The organism is Streptomyces sp. NBC_01775 (assembly GCF_035917675.1).
GTDB lineage: Bacteria > Actinomycetota > Actinomycetes > Streptomycetales > Streptomycetaceae > Streptomyces.
Genome location: NZ_CP109104.1, coordinates 6,696,262 through 6,716,408 on the forward strand (window position 1 = coordinate 6,696,262; position 20,147 = coordinate 6,716,408).

At 71.8% G+C, this 20,147-nt stretch carries 19 protein-coding genes and 1 riboswitch; of the genes, 10 read left to right on the forward strand and 9 right to left on the reverse strand.

Features of this window, described 5'->3' with window-relative positions:
• Positions 1 to 65: 65 nt before the first annotated feature.
• Positions 66 to 1,082 carry a GDP-mannose 4,6-dehydratase gene (gmd, locus tag OHB04_RS29840; protein ID WP_326690724.1) on the reverse strand — a complete coding sequence of 339 codons (1,017 nt, stop codon included), beginning with the start codon at positions 1,080 to 1,082 and terminating at the stop codon, positions 66 to 68.
• A 116-nt stretch (positions 1,083 to 1,198) separates the two neighbouring features.
• On the opposite strand from gmd, the gene OHB04_RS29845 reads away from it, so the two are divergent.
• Positions 1,199 to 2,194: a GDP-L-fucose synthase family protein gene (locus tag OHB04_RS29845; RefSeq protein ID WP_326690725.1), complete on the forward strand. Its 996-nt coding sequence runs from the start codon at positions 1,199 to 1,201 to the stop codon at positions 2,192 to 2,194.
• 41 nt (positions 2,195 to 2,235) lie between these two features.
• Here the strand turns inward: OHB04_RS29845 and OHB04_RS29850 are convergent, their stop codons facing one another.
• From OHB04_RS29850 to OHB04_RS29865, 4 genes are all read right to left on the reverse strand, one after another.
• The gene (locus OHB04_RS29850) at positions 2,236 to 3,567 is read right to left on the reverse strand and encodes a sugar transferase (protein WP_326690726.1); all 1,332 of its coding nucleotides are present in this window, start codon (positions 3,565 to 3,567) and stop codon (positions 2,236 to 2,238) included.
• 625 nt (positions 3,568 to 4,192) lie between these two features.
• The gene (locus OHB04_RS29855; RefSeq protein WP_326690727.1) at positions 4,193 to 5,050 is read right to left on the reverse strand and encodes a heme ABC transporter ATP-binding protein; all 858 of its coding nucleotides are present in this window, start codon (positions 5,048 to 5,050) and stop codon (positions 4,193 to 4,195) included.
• Between the two features lie 73 nt (positions 5,051 to 5,123).
• Positions 5,124 to 6,356: a FecCD family ABC transporter permease gene (locus tag OHB04_RS29860; RefSeq protein WP_326808670.1), complete on the reverse strand. Its 1,233-nt coding sequence runs from the start codon at positions 6,354 to 6,356 to the stop codon at positions 5,124 to 5,126.
• Positions 6,353 to 7,381 carry a heme/hemin ABC transporter substrate-binding protein gene (locus OHB04_RS29865; RefSeq protein ID WP_326808671.1) on the reverse strand — a complete coding sequence of 343 codons (1,029 nt, stop codon included), beginning with the start codon at positions 7,379 to 7,381 and terminating at the stop codon, positions 6,353 to 6,355. The genes OHB04_RS29860 and OHB04_RS29865 overlap by 4 nt, the downstream gene beginning before the upstream one ends.
• A gap of 141 nt (positions 7,382 to 7,522) precedes the next feature.
• Between OHB04_RS29865 and OHB04_RS29870 the strand changes: the two genes are divergently transcribed.
• The 5 genes from OHB04_RS29870 to OHB04_RS29890 all read left to right on the forward strand — a co-directional run bounded on the left by OHB04_RS29870 (position 7,523) and on the right by OHB04_RS29890 (position 12,776).
• A complete protein-coding gene (locus OHB04_RS29870; protein ID WP_442814982.1) occupies positions 7,523 to 9,067 on the forward strand; it encodes an HtaA domain-containing protein in 1,545 nt (514 codons plus the stop codon).
• Positions 9,068 to 9,166: 99 nt separating this feature from the next.
• Positions 9,167 to 10,807 (forward strand): HtaA domain-containing protein, encoded by a 1,641-nt coding sequence (locus OHB04_RS29875; RefSeq protein WP_326808672.1) that lies wholly within the window; start codon positions 9,167 to 9,169, stop codon positions 10,805 to 10,807.
• A gap of 170 nt (positions 10,808 to 10,977) precedes the next feature.
• Positions 10,978 to 11,811, forward strand: a complete 834-nt coding sequence (locus OHB04_RS29880; protein WP_326690731.1) for an SDR family NAD(P)-dependent oxidoreductase — start codon at positions 10,978 to 10,980, stop codon at positions 11,809 to 11,811.
• A gap of 45 nt (positions 11,812 to 11,856) precedes the next feature.
• Positions 11,857 to 12,264, forward strand: coding sequence for a MerR family transcriptional regulator (locus OHB04_RS29885; RefSeq protein WP_326690732.1), 408 nt, complete (start codon positions 11,857 to 11,859; stop codon positions 12,262 to 12,264).
• 149 nt (positions 12,265 to 12,413) lie between these two features.
• Positions 12,414 to 12,776 (forward strand): DUF1304 domain-containing protein, encoded by a 363-nt coding sequence (locus tag OHB04_RS29890; RefSeq protein WP_326690733.1) that lies wholly within the window; start codon positions 12,414 to 12,416, stop codon positions 12,774 to 12,776.
• Between the two features lie 105 nt (positions 12,777 to 12,881).
• Here the strand turns inward: OHB04_RS29890 and OHB04_RS29895 are convergent, their stop codons facing one another.
• Positions 12,882 to 14,075, reverse strand: coding sequence for an RtcB family protein (locus tag OHB04_RS29895; RefSeq protein ID WP_326808673.1), 1,194 nt, complete (start codon positions 14,073 to 14,075; stop codon positions 12,882 to 12,884).
• Positions 14,076 to 14,267: 192 nt separating this feature from the next.
• Here OHB04_RS29895 and OHB04_RS29900 point away from each other — a divergent pair, with 192 nt between their 5' ends.
• Complete coding sequence (locus OHB04_RS29900) at positions 14,268 to 14,801, forward strand: hypothetical protein (protein ID WP_326808674.1); 534 nt, start codon at positions 14,268 to 14,270, stop codon at positions 14,799 to 14,801.
• An 11-nt stretch (positions 14,802 to 14,812) separates the two neighbouring features.
• Positions 14,813 to 15,397 carry a hypothetical protein gene (locus OHB04_RS29905; protein ID WP_326808675.1) on the forward strand — a complete coding sequence of 195 codons (585 nt, stop codon included), beginning with the start codon at positions 14,813 to 14,815 and terminating at the stop codon, positions 15,395 to 15,397.
• Between the two features lie 9 nt (positions 15,398 to 15,406).
• On the opposite strand, the gene OHB04_RS29910 is transcribed toward OHB04_RS29905, so the two are convergent.
• Together OHB04_RS29910 and map are read right to left on the reverse strand one after the other, a co-directional pair.
• Positions 15,407 to 16,075 carry a biliverdin-producing heme oxygenase gene (locus OHB04_RS29910; RefSeq protein ID WP_326690737.1) on the reverse strand — a complete coding sequence of 223 codons (669 nt, stop codon included), beginning with the start codon at positions 16,073 to 16,075 and terminating at the stop codon, positions 15,407 to 15,409.
• 137 nt (positions 16,076 to 16,212) lie between these two features.
• Entirely contained in the window at positions 16,213 to 17,070 is an 858-nt protein-coding gene (gene map, locus OHB04_RS29915; RefSeq protein WP_326690738.1) for a type I methionyl aminopeptidase, read from the reverse strand.
• A 98-nt stretch (positions 17,071 to 17,168) separates the two neighbouring features.
• Between map and OHB04_RS29920 the strand changes: the two genes are divergently transcribed.
• On the forward strand, positions 17,169 to 17,414 hold the full coding sequence (locus tag OHB04_RS29920) for a hypothetical protein (protein ID WP_326690739.1): 246 nt from the start codon (positions 17,169 to 17,171) through the stop codon (positions 17,412 to 17,414).
• On the opposite strand, the gene OHB04_RS29925 is transcribed toward OHB04_RS29920, so the two are convergent.
• A complete protein-coding gene (locus tag OHB04_RS29925; protein ID WP_326690740.1) occupies positions 17,405 to 18,661 on the reverse strand; it encodes an MFS transporter in 1,257 nt (418 codons plus the stop codon). The two genes, OHB04_RS29920 and OHB04_RS29925, sit on opposite strands and share 10 nt — an antisense overlap.
• A gap of 431 nt (positions 18,662 to 19,092) precedes the next feature.
• Positions 19,093 to 19,266: riboswitch (cyclic di-AMP (ydaO/yuaA leader) on the forward strand.
• Between the two features lie 3 nt (positions 19,267 to 19,269).
• Between OHB04_RS29925 and OHB04_RS29930 the strand changes: the two genes are divergently transcribed.
• Positions 19,270 to 20,082, forward strand: coding sequence for a transglycosylase SLT domain-containing protein (locus OHB04_RS29930; protein WP_326690741.1), 813 nt, complete (start codon positions 19,270 to 19,272; stop codon positions 20,080 to 20,082).
• The last annotated feature ends 65 nt before the right edge of the window (positions 20,083 to 20,147 follow it).

Genomic DNA, 20,147 nt, shown 5'->3' on the forward strand with positions numbered 1-20,147 from the left:
GCCCGTCCGGCGATGAGGAAGAGCGCATTAGTGCGATTCTTTGACGGGGCGGGGCTGGGGAAAGATCAACGGCGGTCGACCCGTACGGTCGACCCCGCAAGTTCCGCGTCCAGCGCGGAAATGTCCGCCTCGACCATGATCCGAGCAAGCTCGGGCCACATCACGCGCGGTTTCCAGCCGAGCCGCGACTCGGCCTTCGCCGCGTCGCCGATGAGCGCGTCCACCTCACTGGGCCGCTCATATTTCGCGTCGAACCGCACATGGTCCGCCCAGTCGAGGTCCGCCGAGGAAAAGGAGGCGGCGAGGAATTCGCGTACTGTCGCCGCGGTTCCGGTCGCCACGACATAGTCGTCGGGGATTTCGTGCTGAAGCATGAGCCACATCGCTTCGACGTATTCGGGGGCGTATCCCCAGTCCCGTACCGCGTCCAGGTTTCCCAAGTACAGGTGTTTCTGGAGCCCGGCCCGGATGCGGGCGACGGCCCGGGTGATCTTGCGGGTCACGAAGGTCTCGCCGCGGCGGGGGGATTCGTGGTTGAAGAGGATGCCGTTGACGGCGAACAGGCCGTACGCCTCGCGGTAGTTGACTGTCGACCAGTAGCTGAAGACCTTCGCGCAGCCGTAGGGGCTGCGCGGGTGGAAGCCGGTGGCCTCGTTCTGCGGCGGCGGTGCCGCGCCGAACATCTCGGAGGAGGACGCCTGGTAGATGCGGGTGTCGATGCCGCTGGCCCGGATCGCCTCCAGCAGGCGGACCGTGCCCATTCCGGTCACGTCCCCGGTGTAGAGGGGGGAGTCGAAGGAGACCCGTACATGGGACTGGGCACCCAGGTTGTAGACCTCGTCGGGGCGCAGGTCGCGCAGCAGGTTGACGAGCGCGACGCCGTCGGCGAGGTCGGCGTGGTGCAGCACCAGGGAGCGTTCCAGCTGGTGCGGCTCCTCGTACAGGTGGTCTATGCGCGCCGTGTTGAAGGACGAGGAGCGGCGCACCAGGCCGTGCACCGTGTAGCCCTTCTCCAGCAGCAGTTCGGTCAGGTACGAGCCGTCCTGGCCGGTGATGCCGGTGATCAGTGCGCTCTTGGTCACGAGCCGTCCCCGTTCGATGAGTGTGAGTGTGCCGCCGGATAGGGATGGAGAGCCGTTACGTTCCGTTTGTCGGCAACCTCCGCGAACAGGGGTGCGTACTGGCACAATCCGGAGACATGACGCCTCCTCAGAACGTGCCTGCTCCGCACGCCCCTACGACCTCGACCGAGCCGGGTGCGGCGCTCCTGCTGCCGTCCGGTGCCCGGGTCTTCGTCGCCGGTCACCGGGGCCTCGTCGGCTCCGCCGTCGCCCGCAGGCTGACCGCTGAGGGCTACGAGGTGCTCACCCGCGACCGCACGGATCTCGACCTGCGCGACGCGGCCGGCACCGAGCACTGGCTGCGCGCCGAGCGGCCCGACGCCGTGGTCCTCGCGGCGGCGAAGGTCGGCGGGATCATGGCCAACAAGACCTTCCCCGTGCCCTTCTTGGAGGACAACCTCCGCATCCAGCTCAGCGTCGTCGCGGGCGCGCACGCCGCCGGGGTCGGCAGGCTGCTGTTCCTGGGGTCCTCGTGCATCTACCCCAAGCACGCCCCGCAGCCGATATCCGAGGACGCCCTGCTCACGGGCCCGCTGGAGGCGACCAACGAGCCGTACGCGCTGGCGAAGATCGCGGGCATCACGCAGGTGCGGGCCTATCGCGAGCAGTACGGCCGCTCCTACATCTCCGCCATGCCCACCAACCTCTACGGGCCCGGCGACAACTTCGACCTGGAGACCTCCCACGTTCTGCCCGCCCTCGTCCGCCGCTTCCACGAGGCGAAGCGCGACGGGAGCGCGGACGTCACGCTGTGGGGGAGCGGAACGCCCCGGCGGGAGTTCCTGCACGTGGACGACCTGGCGCGGGCGTGCCTCCTGCTGCTGCGGGAGTACGACGAGGCAGCCCCGGTCAACGTCGGGTGCGGCGAGGACCTGACGATCGCGGCGCTCGCCGGAACGGTGCGCGAGGTCGTCGGCTTCGGCGGCGGCATCGTCTGGGACACCAGCCGCCCGGACGGCACCCCGCGCAAACTCCTGGACGTCTCCCGCCTGTTCAAGCTGGGCTTCCGCCCGGAGATCCCGCTGCGGGAGGGCATCGCGCGCACCTACGACTGGTGGCGGGGCCAGGCGTAGCGCGCCGGCCGGGCGGGCGCGGCGTGTCCGAAGCGCGGACATCAGTACGCCCCCCGCCCGTCCACCACGGCCCGGAACGTACGGGCCAGCAGGTCGAGGTCGGTCGTCAGCGACCAGTTGTCCGCGTAGCGCAGGTCCAGGGCCAGGCTCTCGTCCCAGGACAGGTCGGACCGGCCGCCGACCTGCCAGGGCCCGGTGAGCCCCGGCTTGACCAGCAGCCGCCGCAGCGCGGGTCCCTCGTAGGCGTCGACCTCGTCCGGCAGCGGCGGCCGGGGCCCCACCAGGGACATCTCCCCGCGTAGCACGTTCACGAGCTGCGGCAGCTCATCGAGCGAGGTACGCCGCAGCAGCCGGCCGAGGCGGGTCACGCGCGGGTCGGCGCGCATCTTGAACAGCGGCCCGTCCACGTCGTTCGACGGGGTGAGATGGGTGCGCAGCCGGTCGGCGTCGACGGCCATGGAGCGGAACTTCCACATGGTGAAGGGCCGGCCCCGGTGCCCCACCCGGGTCTGGCGGTAGAGCGCGGGCCCGTCCGAGTCCATCCGCACCGCCAGCGCGAGCAGCGCGAACAGCGGGGCGAGCAGGGCGAGTCCGAGCGCCGCGCCGGCGCGGTCGAGCGCCGCCTTGAGCACGAGCTGCGGGCCGCGCCGCACCGGCGGGTCCACGTGCAGCAGGTGCAGCCCGGCGGCCGTCGAGGGCCGCACCCTGCGCAGGGCGACATCGGCCAGCCCCGAGGCGATGACCAGCGGCAATCCGGCGTCGTGCACCGTCCACGACAGGGCGCGCAGCCGCTCGCCGTACAGCAGCGAGCCGGGCGCGACGAGCACGGTCTCCGCGCTGTGGCGCCGAGCGGCGGCCAGCACGGCCTGTCCGTCGTCCCCGCGGTCGGACCCGGCGAGCTGCCCCGCCTCCGGGATGCCGCTGCGCGGCACGGACTCGCCGACGGGCACGGCGCCGATGACGACGTACGGGTGGTCCGTACGGCTGGCGAGCTGTTCCACCACCCGGTCGACGGCGCGCGCCTCCCCGACGACCAGCGCCCGGTGCACGGCGCGCGCCTGACGGCGCTGCGCGGTGAGGTGGCGGTGCGTCAGCGAGCGGCACAGGGCCGTCAGTACGGGCGCCGGTGTCACCGCGAGCAGCGCGACGGCGGGCGGTGAGCTCTCGCTGGTCAGCACGCGGACCACGGCGAGCAGGCCGACCAGCGTGAGCCAGTCGTGCAGCGTGGTGAGCAGCCCCCGGGACTCACCCAGGAAGCGGAGCCCGTAGCGCTGGTGTGCGGTCAGCACGCATAACCACGCCACACAGACCGCGATGGTGGCCGCCAGGGCGTGCGGCCGGCCCGCCTGCTGGAAGAGGAGCGCGACGGGCACTGTGGCCCCCACCGTGTCCGCCGCGAGTGCGACGGGCCGGTACCAGACGGACTTCTCCCTGCTGGCGCGGCTGACGCGCCGTGCGGACGCACTTGTACCCCTCAGCTCCGCTCTCTCGGGTCTTTCTGATCTCCCCGCATCGGACACGAACGCAGAGTCGCGCCGCATGAACCCCCCCAGGTACGCGGATCCCCCCACGGCGCACAGCTTCCCGCCCCCACGGGAGGTGCGCCGACATTGCCCTGACCTTAAGACAGTTGAGCGGGTCTCGTCGCCATTCGTTCACTTTCCGGCCGGAAGTGCGGAGAGTGTGGTGAGGGTTGTATGTCAGCGCGCGTATATTCCGGGCGATTCAACGAGGAAGATCCCCTTCCTGTGCTTTCTTCGTCCCCCCTGCTTCCGGCCAAGTTTCGCCGTGCGGCTCCATGATCACGCTTGATGCCGAACGACCGGCGGCCCGGCGCCCCCATCCTGAGCAGCCCGGACTCTTGCCGTGCCGTTCCTCGCCCTGCCCCGGCCGCCAACCGGCAGGGCTGATTCCCCTCTCCTGCGGCAGGTGTGGACGCCCGGCGTACGGCGATGGCCGGAAACGTGCCGTCCGAAAAGGAGCCTGTCCCAGCGCGGCTCAGCCGCCGTGGCCGCGCGGTGCGCCCGGCCTGGCCGGGAGGATCAGCGGGGCGCCCGTACGGGGGTGGTCGAGGACCTCCACCGGGTGGCGGTAGACCTCGGTGAGGCGGTCGGGGGTGAGGGTTTCGGCCGGTGGGCCGTGAGCGGTGAGACGGCCGTCGGCGAGGACGGCGACCCGGTCCGCGTAGGCGGCGGCCAGCCCCAGGTCGTGCAGGACGACCGCCACCGCGTCCCCCGCGGCGGCCCGCTCCCGGCACAGGGCGAGGACCAGTTCCTGGTGGCGCAGGTCCAGCGCCGCCGTCGGCTCGTCCAGCAGCAGCAACGGGGCGCGCTGCGCCAGCACGCGGGCCAGCGCGACGCGGGCGCGCTCGCCGCCGGAGAGCGCGGAGAAGGGGCGCCCGGCGAACCCGGTGACCTCCGTCGCGGCCATCGCCTCGGCGACTGCCGCCTCGTCCTCGTCCTCGCGCGGGGTGCCGGTCCAGGGCGCGCGGCCCATGCGGACGACCTCCTCCACGGTGAACGGGAAGGCCAGGGCGGCGGCCTGGGGGAGCACGGCGCGGCGCGTCGCCAGTTCGCGGGGCGTCCACGTGTGCGCCGCGCGCCCCGCGATGTCGATCTCTCCCCCGGAGAGGGGCAGATCGGCGGCGAGGGCGGCCAGCAGCGTGGACTTGCCCGCCCCGTTCGGCCCGACCAGGGCCAGCACTTCCCCGGCCGCGACGGAGAGCTCCACCCCGTCCACCACCGTCCGGCCGGCCAGCCGTACGGACGCGCCGCGCGCCGCGGCGGCCGGTGCGCCCGGGGCGAGGGGCTCGGCGGGAAGCGTGCGCTGTCTGCGGAAGCCCGGAAGTCCTGGCATGTGAGAGTCCCTTGGATGTCGGGGGCGAGGGCTGGGGCGGGTGCGAGTGCGAGTGCGGGGGTGTGGGCGTGGGCTACGCCCAGCCGCCCTGCTTGCGCCGCGTCCTGCGCAGCAGCCAGAAGAAGAACGGGCTGCCCAGCAGCGCCGTCAGCACGCCCAGCGGAAGCTCGGCGGGCTGGGCGACCGTGCGCGCCGCGAGGTCGGCGGCGACCAGCACCACGGCTCCGCCCAGCGCGCTGCCCGGTACCAGGAACCGGTGTCCGGGCCCGGCCGCCATCCGCAGCAGATGCGGGACGAGCAGCCCGACGAAGGTGATGACGCCGGCGACCGCGACTGCGGCGGCCGTCAGCAGCGCGACGACGAGCACCAGCGCGATCCGCAGCCGCTCCACGTCGACGCCCAGGTGCCGTGCGGGCCGCTCGCCCAGCGCCAGCAGGTCGAGCTTGCGGGCGTAGAACGGCGCGGCCAGCAGCCCGGCGAGCGCGCAGGGCAGCACAGCAAGCACCTTGGGCCAGGTCGCCTGCGCCAGCGAACCGAGCTGCCAGAAGGTGATCTGGGTGACCTGCGCGCTGTCCGCGAAGAAGACGAACAGGCCGATGAGCGCACCGGCGAACGCGTTGACGGCGATGCCGGTCAGGATGAGCGTCACGACCTCCGTGCGCCCGCCCGAGCGCGACAGCGCGTACACCAGCAGCACGGTGCCCAGCCCCGCCACGAACGCGCAGGCGGTCACCGTCCAGTTGCCGAAGAAGCTCAGCCCGAGCGAGATCGCGGCGACGGCGCCCACCGCGGCCCCGGCGGAGATGCCGATGACCCCCGGCTCCGCCAGCGGGTTCCCGAACACGCCCTGCATCAGCGCCCCCGCGCACCCGAGCGAGGCCCCGACGAGCAGCGCCAGCACGACCCGCGGCAGCCGCACGTTCCACAGCACGCTCTCCGCCACCCGGTCGAGCGGCGCCCCACCCACCCCGGCCCGGTGCGCGAGCGACCCGAGAACATCCACCACGGGAATCTCGTAGGCGCCGATCCCGGCCGAGACGAGTGCCAGCACGCCCAGCGCGCCCGCCAGCGCGACGGTGAGCACCGCGGCGACACCGCGCCGCGCACGAGGCCGACGCCCTGAGCCCGTGCTCCCGGGTGGTGGTGATATGGCGTCACCGTCTGAAGTGGTGACGACCGGAGAGGGGGTGGACTCCGCGCCGGGGCCGGTCTTCGCGCCGGACGCCCCGTCCGGGCCGGACGTGGCGTCCGCGCCGGACGTGGCGTCCGCGCCGGACGTGGCGTCCGGGTGGGTCGGGGCGCTCATGAGGTGCCGGCCTTGTGGAGTTGCCCGGTCAGGTCCGTCAGGACCTTGTCCGTGCGGGGGCCGTAGCTGAGGAGGATGCCGTCGTCGATGGAGGCGATGCGACGCTGCTGGCCGGCCGGGGTCTCCGCGACGCCGGGGATCTTGAGCAGGCCGTCGACGCCGTCGACCGACTCAAGGCCCTTGGCCATCACGAGGATCACGTCGGGCGCCGCCTTGGCGAGGGCCTCGCTCGTGATCGGGGTGAAGTCCTTCTTCAGGCCCGACTCCTTGCCCGCGTCCACGCCGCCCGCCGCCTCGATGAGGGAGGAGGCGCCGGAGCGGGCGCCGCCCAGCAGATGGACGGAGGCCGAGCCGCGCAGATAGAGGAAGGCGACGCGGGGGCGCTTGCCCCCGGCGGGGCGGTTCTCACGTACGGCGTCGATGCGTTTGTCCGTGCGGGCGCGCAGCCGCTCGCCCGCCTCGCGCACGCCGAGCGCCGCGGCCACCGCGTCGATCCGGGTGCCGGCATCCACCAGCTTCTGGGCCGGCTTGAGCACGACGACGGGGATGCCCGCGGCGCGGATCTGGCCGATCGCCTCGGCGGGTCCCGTGGTGGTCTCGGCGAGGACGAGCGTCGGTTTGAGGGACAACACGCTCTCGGCGGACACATCGTGGGCGCGCGTGACGACCGGCAGCTTCTTGGCCTGCGCGAACGTGGTGGTGATGTCGCGGGCCACGACCCGCTTCCCGAGCCCGAGGCTGTAGACGATCTCCGAGAGCGAGCCGGTCAGCGGCACGATCCGCGCGGCGCTGCGCACCTCCACCCGGTGCCCGTCGGCCGACTTCACCCGCGTGGGCAGTGCGGGCGCCGGGGCCGGGCCCGAAAGGGGCTCGGCGCGGTCGGCCGAGGAGTGCGCGGCGCCCTTGCCGCCGTCCGTCCCCGAGCGCGCCGCACCGGTGCCGGCGGAGCCGCCGCAGCCGGACAGGGCGAGCGCCAGGGCGAGCGTGGCGGCGAACGCCCCCAGCACACGGGGTCGTTGATGCACGTCTGTGCCTTTCGGATGGGGATGCCGGGGCCGGAGGGGTTCCGGCGCAATCCGGAATAGCTTAGGTTAGCCTTACCTGAACCGCTAGCCCCGGTGGTGTCCAGCTGTCCGGCTGCCCGGCTGTCCCCTGGAGAAGCTCCGATGCCGTATCCACGCGCCAACGCAGGCCGCAGCGCGCGGCGTCGACGCGCCCCGCACGCGGCCGTCGCCCTGGCCGCCCTCGTGGCCGTCCTCCCGGCGCTGCCGGGACCACCCGCGTACGCGGCCGAAGGGGGCGTACGGGCAGCGCAGTCCGTACGGACAACCCAGGCCATGCGGGCAGCGCGGGCCGAACGGACCGTCTCCGGCGGCCGGCTGGACTGGGGCATCAAGGCGTCGTTCCAGACCTACGTCACCGGCCCGATCGCCAAGGGCCGCTACACGCTGGCGAACGGCGCGGCCACGGCGGGCGAGAGCCAGTTCCGCTTCCACTCGGCGCACGGCGACTACGACCCCGATTCCGGCGCGTTCAACGCCTCGTTCTGGGGCGGCGTCCACTTCACCGGCCACCGCGAACCGAACGGCACCAACGAGCTGGACCTGACCGTCAGCAACCCCGGCGTCCGTATCTCCGGCGGCTCCGGCACTCTCTACGCCGACATCCGCAGCAAGGCCAAGGGCACCGGCACCGTCAGCGAGCGCGCCCGGGTGCCGTTCGCCTCGCTCAGCCTGAAGGGCGTGAACATGCGTGGCGGAAAGGGACCCGTCGCGCTCTCCCACGTCCCCGCCCGGCTCACCGCCGAGGGCGCCAAGTCCTTCGCGGGCTACTACAAGGCGGGCACCCCGCTCGACCCGGTCAGTCTCTCCGCCGACCTCAAGGCACCCTCCGGCGGCTCCGGCCAGGGGAAGGGCGAAGGGAAGAAGAAGGGGAAGGGCGGCAAGGGCTCCGGCGACGGCAAGAGCGCGAGCAAGGGCCGGATCGAGGACGCCGCCGTCGACTGGGGTGTACGCCGGACCTTCCGCGAGTACGTCACCGGCCCGATCGCCAAGGGCGAGTGGAAGCTGACCGGCGGCGCGCAGGACGGCGGAGCCCTCTTCCGCTTCCCGCGCGGCAAGGGGAAGTACGACGAGAAGAAGGGCACTCTCGACGTGGAGTTCAGCGGCGCCGTCCACTTCACCGGCAAGGCGCTCGACCTCTCCCTCCGCGAGGTCACCGTCCGCGTCGAGGACGGCAAAGGCACCCTCGCCGCCGAGGTGCGGCAAGGCGGCAAGACGGCCAAGACGGGCAAGACGGCCGAGGCGCGGGACCTGATCACCTTCCGCGCGAAGAAGCGGGCCCTTGAGCCCCAGGACGACCTGGTCAAGGTCACCGAGGCACCCGCGAAGCTGACCGCACAGGGCGCCAGGGCGTTCAACGGGATGTACGGCAAGGGCACCACGATGGACCCGGTCTCACTCGCCGTCGCCCTCGACGACAAGGCCGAACTGCCCGCGCTGCCCGACCTGGGCAGCGGCGCCCCGTCCTCCGGCGCGAAGGCGGAACGGCCGAAGAAGGCACGGCAGGCCGCCGCACGGTCCGACGCCTCCTCGGCCTCGTCCTCGACACCGCTGATCGCCACCGGTGCGGGGGTCGCCGTACTCCTCGCGGCGGCTGCGGCGTTCGTGGCCGTACGCAAGAGGCGGGCCCACGGCCGCACTTCCGGCTGATCGCTGATCGGTTCGGCCGACCGACCGACCCCCAGACCTCACGATCCACACCCCTCTCATCCTCCCCACGTTTCCCTTATTCAGGAGAGAATCCGGACCATGACCGTCAATTCACGTACTGAACGCACCCGTTCGAGAGGCGGCGCCATCGCGCTGGCCGCGGCGACGGCGACGGTGCTCGGCGCCACCGCCTTCGCGCTGCCCGCCTCGGCGCTGTCCGACGCCGGCTCCGGCGCTGCGGCCTCGGACGCGAAGGCCGCGGCCGGAATTCCGCTCAAGAACGGCACCCTGGACTGGGGCATCAAGAAGTCCTTCCGCGACTACCTCACCGGGCCGATAGCCAACGGCGAGATCACCGTCGCGGACGGCGCGAAGACCAATGAGGACGGCAGCTTCCGCTTCACCGACGGCACCGGCTCCTACGACACGGGCACGCACGCCGTCACCACCGCCTTCAAGGGCAGCGTCCACCTCTACGGCCACGAGGGGAAGCTGGACCTCAAGCTGTCCGACCTCAAGGTCGTCACCGAGGGCAAGAGCGGCTCCCTGTCGGCCGACGTCGACAAGGGCACCGGCAAGGACGGCAGCGGCAAGCCGGAGGAGAGCAAGGACGACGTCGAGCTCGCCACCCTCGACCTCACGGACGTCAAGCCGGGCACCGGCGAGGGCGGCGAGATGACCTTCGCCGGGATCCCCGCGTCGCTCACCGAAGCGGGCTCCGAGGCGTTCGACAAGTACTACCCGGGGGGCGAGAAGCTCGACCCGGCCTCCCTCGCCGTCACCCCGGCGAGCAGCGGCGGCGCCAACGGCTCGAACACCGCGGGCGGCTCCGCCAACGGTGGCAACGCGGGCTCGGGCAACGGCGGTTCGACCTCCACGGGCTCGACGTCCGGCGGCTCCGGCGACGGGGGCACCACCGACGGAAGCAGCGGCGGCTCGGCCGGGCCGGGGGACGAGAAGCCCGCCTCCGGCGAGATCGCCGACGGCAACCTCGACTGGGGCGTCAAGGCTTCCTTCCGCAAGTACGTCAAGGGCCCCATCGCCAAGGGCAAGATCGAGATGTCCGACGGCGCCAAGACCACCAAGAGCGGCTACCGCTTCCCCAAGGGCAGCGGCGACTACCAGCCCGACGACCTGAACGCCGCCTTCAAGGGCGGCGTCCGCTTCCTCGGCCACAAGGAGAGCGGCTCCTACACCCTCGACCTGACCCTCTCCCACTTCCGGGTCGAGGCCGCCGGCACCAAGGGCAACCTCGTGGCCGATGTCCGCAGCAAGGACCGCGAGTCCGGCAAGGTCTCCACCTACGACGGCCTCAGCGTCGCGAGCCTCAAGCTCAAGAGCGGAGCCCTGGACCCCGAGAAGGACGTCGTCTCCCTCAAGGACGTCCCCGCCACGCTCACCGAGGACGGCGCCAAGGCGTTCGCCGGCTTCTACGAGGAGGGCGAGAAGCTCGACCCGGTCACCGCCGCCGTCTCGCTCGACGAGAACGCCGAGCTGCCCGGCGCCGGCGATGGCGGCTCGGATTCCGGTTCCGGTTCGGGCGGCGCCGAGCCCGCCTCCGTGGGCGGCGCCGGAACGGTCGGCGGCTCGGGCGACTCCGGAGCGCTCGCCTCCACCGGCACAGGGCTGCCCTCGGCCTCCGTCATGGGCGGCGCCCTGACGCTGGCCGCGCTGGGCGGCGCCGCCGTCTACGCCGCCCGCCGCCGCACGGGAGGCGCGGCCACCCCGAACGAGAGCTGATGGTCCGGCTCTCCCCGAACGAGAGCTGACGGTCCGGCTCTCCCACGCCGTGCCCGCCGCACCCCGCCCACCCGGGGGACGGCGGGCACGGCCATGTTCGCCTGGCCGTGCCCTTCGCCTTGCCCTTCGCCTTGACCTTGACGTTGGCGGCAAGGTCCAACGATGGGCGCATGAACGCCACCACCGCGCCGCAGAGCGCCACCACCCCGGACAGCACATCGCCCGCACCGCCCATACAGCCCGCACCGCCCACCCGCCCCAGGACCGTCGTCGTCACCGGCGCCGGTACGGGCATCGGACGGGCCACCGCGCGGGCCTTCGCCGCCGAAGGGGCGCACGTGATCGCCGTCGGGCGCCGCGAGAGCCCCCTCGCGGAGGCCGCCACGGAGCCCGGCGCGGGCACCATCACCCCGCTCGCGGCCGACATCACCCACGAGGACGCCCCGGCCCGCATCACCGCCGCCGCGCTGGAGGCCACCGGACGCCTCGACGTACTGGTCAACAACGCGGCCGTCGTGGGCTCCGGCGACCTGGCGCACTGCACCCGCGCGGAGATCGACAGCCAGTTCGCCACCAACCTCACAGCGCCCGTGCTGCTCGCCCAGGCGGCGCTGCCCGCGCTCAAGGCCGCGCCCGGCGGCGGGGTGATCGTCAACGTCAGCACGTCCGTGGGCCAGCGGGCCTGGCCCGGCAACTCCGTCTACGCCGCGACCAAAGCGGCCCTGGAACTGCTCACCCGCAGCTGGGCCGTCGACCTGGCCCCGCACGGCGTACGCGTCGCCGCCGTCGCGCCCGGCGCCATCGAGACGCCGATCGGCGCGCACCGCGGCCTCACCCCCGAGCAGAGCGAGGCCATCCGCGCCTGGCAGATCGCTCACACCCCGCTGGGCCGACGGGGCACGCCGCAGGAGGTGGCCTGGGCCGTTCGGCAGCTGGCGGCGCCGGAGGCGTCGTTCGTCACCGGCGTTATCCTGCCGGTCGACGGGGGCGCCGTGGTGGCGTAGCCCGTGAGGGCGTGAGAGGGCCGAGGGCCGGAGGTGGCGGGGCGGGTGCGCATCGGAGAGCTGGCACAGCAGACGGGGACCACGGCGCGGGCCCTGCGCCACTACGAGCAGGCGGGCCTGCTCACTTCGCGCCGGGCGCACAACGGCTACCGCGTCTACGACGAGGCCGCCGAGGTCCGCGTACGCAACATCCGCTACCTGCTGGAGGCCGGACTGACCCTGGAGGACGCCGGGTTCTTCACGGCATGCCTGGACGGCGACATGGCCACCGCGCCCCCTTCCCAAGAGGGCCTGCGCATCGCCTACGAGCGGCTGGCCGTGCTGGAGGCACGCATCGCGGCCCAGGCCGCGGCACGCGACCGCCTACGCGCCGCGCTGCGCGACGCCGCCCGCCCCGCCGCAGGGGCCGCCGACCCTGACGACGACGCTGCCGTGCACGTGGCGGCGGCCTGAGAGGGATGCCCGGAGGGAGACGCTCCGGAAGGAGACGCCCCGGCAGCCAACTGCCGGCTGCTCCCGCACCTCTTGGCTGATGCCTGTGCGTCCCTCCGCTCGTCAGGGCCGGGACAGGTCCGCGGGGACAGGTCTGTCATTCTGAGCGCATGTCGATCTTAGCCACCGTCGTGGTGTTGGCCATCGCTGTCCTGCACGTTTACATCCTCGTCGTGGAGATGTTCCTGTGGACCGGCCCGCGGGCCCGGGCCACGTTCGGGACGACCAGTGAGTTCGCCACCGCCACGAAATCCCTCGCCGCCAACCAGGGGCTGTACAACGGCTTCCTGGCCGCCGGTCTTGTGTGGGGTGCGGTGGCGGCCGACCCTGTGGGGTTCCAGGCGAAGGTGTTCTTCCTTGCCTGCGTGGCCGTGGCCGGTGTGTACGGGGCAGCCACCTCCGCCCGCAAGATCCTCTTCGTACAGACCGTGCCCGCGCTCATCGGCCTGGCGCTGGTGCTCGCAGCCCACTGACCGGCTGACGCGCGAGGGAGACAGCGGACGGGACCTACGGGGCGGGCGCGGCCCAAGGTGCGTCGCACCCCGGTGAGCGGCCCGCCGCCGTACCGCCGCCCCGGATCACCCCTTGACGCAGACGACCTGCTTCAGCTTCGCGACGACCTCCACCAGGTCCCGCTGCTGGTCGATCACGCGCTCGATCGGCTTGTAGGCGCCGGGAATCTCGTCCACCACCCCGGAGTCCTTACGGCACTCCACGCCCTGCGTCTGCTCGGCCAGGTCGCGCTCCGAGAAGCGCTTCTTGGCCGCGTTCCGGCTCATGCGCCGGCCGGCGCCGTGCGAGGCGGAGTTGAAGGAGGCCGCGTTGCCCAGGCCCTTGACGATGTACGAGCCGGTGCCCATCGAGCCCGGGATGATCCCGAACTCGCCGCCGCCGGCCCGGATCGCGCCCTTCCGGGTGACCAGCAGGTCCATGCCGTCGTAGCGCTCCTCGGCGACATAGTTGTGGTGGCAGGAGATGGTGTCCTCGAAGACGGGCTTCGCCTTCTTGAACTCCTTGCGCACTACGTTCTTGAGCAGGCCCATCATCAGCGCCCGGTTGTGCTTGGCGTACTCCTGCGCCCAGAACAGGTCGTGGCGGTAGGCCGCCATCTGCGGGGTGTCCGCGACGAAGACGGCCAGGTCGCGGTCGACGAGGCCCTGGTTGTGCGGCAGGTCTCGGGCGACGCCGATGTGGAAGTCCGCCAGCTCCTTGCCGATGTTCCGCGAGCCCGAGTGCAGCATCAGCCACACGGCGTCCGTGGTGTCCACGCACACCTCGATGAAGTGGTTGCCCCCGCCGAGCGACGCCATCTGCTTGAGGGCCCGCTCCCGCCGGAAGCGCACCGACTCGGCCACCCCGTCGAAGCGCGACCAGAAGTCGTCCCAGCCGGAGGTCCGCAGCCCGTGCACCTCGCCCGGCTCCACCGGCTCGTCGTGCATGCCCCGCCCGACGGGAATGGCCTGCTCGATCTTGGACCGGAGCCGCGAGAGGTCACCGGGCAGGTCGTTCGCGGTGAGCGAGGTCCGCACGGCGGACATGCCGCAGCCGATGTCGACGCCCACGGCGGCCGGACAGACCGCCCCGTGCATCGCGATGACGGAGCCGACCGTCGCACCCTTGCCGTAGTGCACGTCCGGCATCACCGCGAGCCCCTTGATCCAGGGAAGCGTCGCCACGTTCCGCAGCTGCTGGAGCGCACCCTCCTCCACCGTGGACGGGTCCGCCCACATCCGGATAGGTACCCGGGCTCCGGGCATCTCGGTATGAGACATGACGAGTCAACTCCCCCGCAAACAAGCAAACAATGACCGGACCCCGCAATTCTCGCGGCGTCCCGACCCTCATTGTGCGCTGCGACGCACCCGCGAAGACAAAGGGTTTTTGCGTGGTGAGAGTGCGCGGACGAAGGGGAGATCACGGACTTCGGTTGTCAAGGACCGGTCGCCCTCCCTAGGTTGACGGCGATGTTCATCCACCCGCCTCTGTGCGCCTGCTCATGTGTCCGCCCGTACGGCGGAGATCCACCGGAGTCCTGGGACGAAGGAGAGCGGGCGGAGGGGAAGACGACCGCCGCCACCGCGCCCATCGCCGCCGATGGGGGCGGCGGAGGGGCGCGCGGGTGGTGGTGGAGCGGATTTGTCGTGGTCGCCCCCGGCGACGACTCCACCGGCGGTCCCGGTCTCGTCGTGCGGGACGACGAGTTGGGGCGCCTGGGGAACATGGCCCAGGACCTGCGACGGCAGCTCGCCACCGCCGGCCGGGATGCCAGGTCCTCGATTTCGGAGGCGGCGGCCGACCTGTCCGCCGGGGGGCTGGGCCTGGGCGGCGCGCTCTCCGAGCTGGACGACGCGTGGGAGACGAAGCTCAACGCCTTCCGGGACGCCTACGGCAAGGTCTCCGACCACCTGGACCACACCCGCGCGGAGCACGCCAGGGACGAGGCGAGGTTCCAGGACACGATGTCGTCCCTCGCGACACTCGACCAGCGGCTCACGTAGGAGGACGGAACATGTCCAAGCCCGGCACACCGACCGTCCAGGAGTTGCGGCACCTGCGCCTGGCCGGGCTGGACGCGGCGATCACCGACTGGAGGGCGCTGCACCGCAGGCTCGGTGAGCTGACCGAAGGGGGCGGCGGGGGCAAGGGCACGCCGGACGCCTCGGCCGCCGCGTACGCCTCCGCGATACGGGACGCCGCCTGGTCCGGGGAGAACGCCACGGCCGTCCGGGGCTTCGTCACCAGGACATCCGCCCGCCTTCCGGACCTGGTGGAGGAGGCGGCGGATGTCCTGCGCCTCCTCCAGTCCGTCCACCGGGCGTTCACCGGCCACAAGTCCGACCTGGAAAGAGCGCTCGACGGCCTGGCGGAGGACGGCATCCGCCTCGACGACAACGGCAGGGCGTCGAGCGCGACGTCTTCTCCGGTGCCCCGTTCGCAGCTGGACGCCGCCGAGCGGCGGGTCGCGAGGGTCCTGTCGGCCGCGGCCGAGACCGACCGGACCCTCACCCGTGAACTCCGGGCCCTCGCCCGGCGCGGGTACCACCCCGGCGCGACGGCCCCCGGCGGCGTTCAGCCCGCCGGGGGCGCGATGTGAGGGCCGGGCTCAGGCGCTCAGCCGGAACTGGGCCCCCAGGTCGCGGAAGACAGCGATGTTCAGGTCGAAGGCGCGCCTGCACTCCTCGATGACGCGCTGCTTCTCCAGGTCGTCGCACGGGAGCGCGTCCAGCAGCGCGCGGTATTCGCGCTTGAAGGCGGCGGGGTTGGAGATCGCGTCGAAGACGTAGAAGCGGACGCCGTCGCCCTTGCGGTCGAAGCCCCAGGTCTTCTCCGCCGTGCCGCGGACGATCTGGCCGCCGGAGAGGTCGCCGAGGTAGCGGGTGTAGTGGTGGGCGACATAGCCGGCGGGCCAGTCGCGGGCCACCACGGCGATCCGGTCCGCGTACGCGGAGGTGGTGGGAAGGGGAGTGAGCGCCTCACGCCAGGCGCCGTCGCCGTGGAGGTGGGTGAGGTCCCGCTCCAGCGCCGGCAGCCGGAAGAGCTCACCGCGGACGAAGGGACCCGCGACCGGGTCGTCCTCCAGGGTGGCGGCGGCCTCCTCCAGCGCGCGGTAGATGAACCAGAGCTGCTCGGTGTAGCGCGTGTAGGCGTCCAGGCCGAGCTTGCCGCCGAGCAGTTCGCTCATGAAGGCCGAGTCATGGGCCTCGGCGTGCTGCTCGCGGGAGGCGGTGCGGATGAGTGCGGAGAAGGCCGTGTCCGACACTGACGAGGTCACATCTGGCTCCCGGGGGTGCGGAGGCGGGTACACGCGATCCGGCAGGGCGGCGCGATAGCCTTGATCCTGCTACTTAGGTTTACCTAAGTCAAGGGTTTGCCGACGCCCTGTCGGGAAACGTGTACCCGGCGAGCCCGCTACGGAAGCGTCAGGATCTCCACGCCCGTCTCGGTCACCACCAGCGTGTGCTCGAACTGCGCCGTCCGCTTCCTGTCCTTCGTGACGACCGTCCAGCCGTCCTCCCACATGTCCCACTCGTGGGTACCGAGGGTCAGCATCGGCTCGATGGTGAAGGTCATCCCGGGGCGCATCACGGTCGTCGCCCTGGGGTCGTCGTAGTGCGGGACGATCAGGCCCGAGTGGAAGGACCTGTTGATTCCGTGGCCGGTGAAGTCGCGGACGACGCCGTAGCCGAAGCGCTTGGCGTACGACTCGATCACCCGGCCGATGATGTTGATCTGCCGTCCCGGCTTGACCGCCTTGATGGCACGGGTGAGGGACTCCCGCGTGCGCTCCACCAGCAGCCGCGACTCCTCGTCGACCTCGCCGCACAGGTAGGTGGCGTTGTTGTCGCCGTGCACGCCGTCGAGGTACGCGGTCACATCCAGGTTCACGATGTCGCCGTCGCGCAGCACCGTCGAGTCGGGGATGCCGTGGCAGATGACCTCGTTGACCGAGGTGCACAGCGACTTGGGGAACTCGCGGTAGCCCAGCGTCGAGGGGTAGGCCCCGTGCTCGACCATGTACGCGTGCGCCACCTCGTCCAGCTTGTCGGTGGTGACGCCGGGCGCGATGTGCTTCGCGGCCTCCTCCATCGCGCGCGCCGCCACCCGGCCCGCGATCCGCATCTTCTCCACCGTCTCGGCGTCCTGCACCTCGGGCCCGTCGTAGGGGGTGGGCGCGGGCTTGCCGACGTACTCGGGACGCGGGATGGAGGCGGGCACCGACCGGGGCGGGGAGAGGGTGCCGGGGGCAAGAAGAGACTGGCCAGACATGGCGGCGAGTCTAGTCCGGCCTTCGGCGGGCCGCTGCGGGGTGCCGACGGGTGCTGTGGGGTGCTGCGCACTCGCGCGGGGTGCGCGACCATGGGCCCATGGCTCTGTTCAAGCGCAAGACGGTCGGCAGGCCCGGCGAGTGGTTCTTCAACGTCGAGGACGGCCAGGTCGAGGAGGGCCCGCAGTCGCCGGGCAAGGACCGCATGGGCCCCTACGCCAGTCGCGAGGAGGCCGAGCACGCGCTGGAGACCGCGCGGGAGCGCACCTCCCAGTGGGAGAGCGACCCCCGCTGGCGCGATGGCCCCTCGCGGGGCGGCCAGGAGGACGGACCCGCTCAGGGCTGAGACTTCGTACGCGCCTCCCGTACGGCGCGTGCGTCCTCGCTCGTGCGGGCGTCGTACGCCAGCAGCTTCGGCAGTACCGCGGCCAGCAGGCCGACGGCGGCCACGCACGCCAGGCCGCCCGACCACACGGAGATCCGTACCGAAGTGAGCGAGGCGACCCCGCCGGAGCGGACCTGGCCCAGTTGCGGGCCCGCCGAGAAGGACAGCAGCTCGATCCCGGCGAGCCGGCCGCGCAGCTCGTCGGGGATGGTCTGGTTCCACATGGTGGTGCGGAACAGCCCGCTGACCATGTCGAAGGCGCCCGACAGCGTCAGGAACAGCAGCACCAGCCAGACGTTCCGCACAAGCCCGGCCGCCGTCATCGCGGCGCCCCACCCCAGCGCCGCCAGCACCACCGCCAGCCCGTGCCGGTGCACCCGCGAGGACCAGCCGCTGGTGGCGCTCACCAGCATCGAGCCGAACGGCAGCGCCGCGTACATCAGCCCCAGCGCCCACGGGGCGTCCAACTGGTCGGCCAGGAACGGGAAGAGCGCGATCGGGAACGCGAACAGCATCGCGGCCACATCCACCGCGTACGTCCCCAGCAGCTCCTTGCGGCCCCACGCGTAGCGCGCGCCCTCCCAGATCCCGCTCAGTGAGGGCTTCGTCGCGTCGTGTCCCGGCGGTGAGGGTGCCACCCCGCGGCCGAGCAGTACGGACAACGCGAAGGTGCCCAGGTCGATGGCGTACGCCGTCTCCATGCCCGCGTACGCCAGCAGCAGGCCCGCCAGCGCGGGGCCCGCGACGCCGCCGACCTGCCAGCGCAGCGCGTTGAGCGCGGCGGCGGCGCTGAGCCGGTCGTGCGCGACGATGCGCGGCACGATGGCGTCCAGCGCCGGGCGCTGGACGCCGGTCAGCGCGCTGGTGAGGGCCGCGGCGGCGTACAGCGGCCACAGCATCGGGTGCGGCAGCAGCGTGTTGAGCAGCAGGCCGGCGGCCACGGCCCCGAGCGCGGCCTCGCTCCACAGGATCAGCTTGCGCCGGTCCACGGCGTCGGCGAGGGCGCCCCCGTACAGCCCGAAGACGATCAGCGGCACCAGCTCCACGGCGCCGAGCGCGCCCACCGCCGCCGCCGAGCCGGTCAGCTCTTTGAGCTGGAGGGGGAGGGCGACGAACGTGAGGAAGCTGCCGAAGACGGTGACCAGCCCTGCCGTCCACAGCAGCCGGAAGTCGCGCGACTCCCGCCACGGGGAGAGGTCAGGAAGCACGAGGAGCCATCCTTCCCAGCCGGACCGGGAGCGGCAACCGTATTACGAAAAACGCCCACAGTCGGACAAGCCCCTCATTGGACTCTATAGTCGCGCAATGCCCGAATAGGGGTGAGTTGGCGGCCTCTTCGGTCTTCCTGTGGCCGGAAACACATCGGCGCGCCCCGAGGGGCAGTGTGCTGCGTCACCGCATCGCCAAAGTGCCTATTTCTACGGGCTCTTCAAAAGAGCCGCATTATTCCTCTCTCACGCTCAGAAAATGATCCACAGCATAGCGTGGATAAATTCAATGATCATTTCTGCGGGGTGCCAATGATCAAAATCCCGCGCCTTGCTCTGGTAAATCCATTGTGTTTCTGTGTCCTCGCTCCCGGCCCTATGCGCGGCGGGAGTTCCTCTGCCGGGGCGCCGAATCCTGCTGCCCGGTGAGGGAAATACACACGAGAGAATGTGGCAGGAGCGGGGGAACCAGGTAAGCGCCGAGTCGCACAGTGCGGCCGGCTAGGGGTGAAGCCATGCCCTTTGCGCCCTCGTGCGCCGGGATATGGCCGGGCCACTCCAGCCCGAATCCGACAGCTCACCTCGCAGGCGCTAGGAGAGGATCCCCCATGTCTCGTGGCCGCCATCGCAGCCTGCGTCACCCCTTCAATTTCCGTCGCGTTTCCCGTATTTCCGTCGTACTCGCAGCCGGTGGTGCGGGAATCGCCGCCCCGCTGCTCACCGCGGGCAGCGCGAACGCCGCTTCCGCCCCTGCCGCGGCCAAGGTCCAGGCGCACTCCAGCGCCGCGCAGACCCAGGCCGCGTCCAAGGCCGCCCAGCAGTCGAAGGCTGAGGGGTCCGACGCGTCGGGCTCGTACGTCGTCGTCGGCGGCGACAGCCTGTACCGCATCGCCACCGACCGCGACGTCAAGGGCGGCTGGAAGGCCGTCTACGACGCCAACCGGAAGACCGTCGGTGATGACCCGGGCCTGATCCGCCCCGGTCAGAAGCTCACCCTTCCCTCCTCCTCCGCCGGCGCCGAGAAGCGGGGCGCGCCGGAGCGGGCCGACCGCTCCGCCGAGCGGTCCAGCACGACGCAGACCCAGACTCCGAAGACGAAGTCGACCAACCTGGACGGCTGGATCAAGGAGGCCCTGGGTGTCATGAAGCAGCACGGCATCCCCGGCACCTACGAGGGCATCCACCGCAACATCATGCGGGAGTCCGGCGGCAACCCCGACATTTCGAACAATTGGGACATCAACGCCCAGAACGGTACGCCGTCGATCGGCCTGCTGCAGGTCATCAAGCCGACCTTCGACACGTACCACGTCGAAGGCACCGCCAACGACCAGCGCGACCCCGTCGCGAACATCGTCGCCGCGTGCAACTACGCCGCCAAGACGTACGGTTCGATCGACAACGTGAACGGCCCGTACTGAGCAACACGCGCCTGAGCGGCGCGTGACTGGGTGGTCGAGCGGTCGCCCAGCTCAGCGGTGCCTCC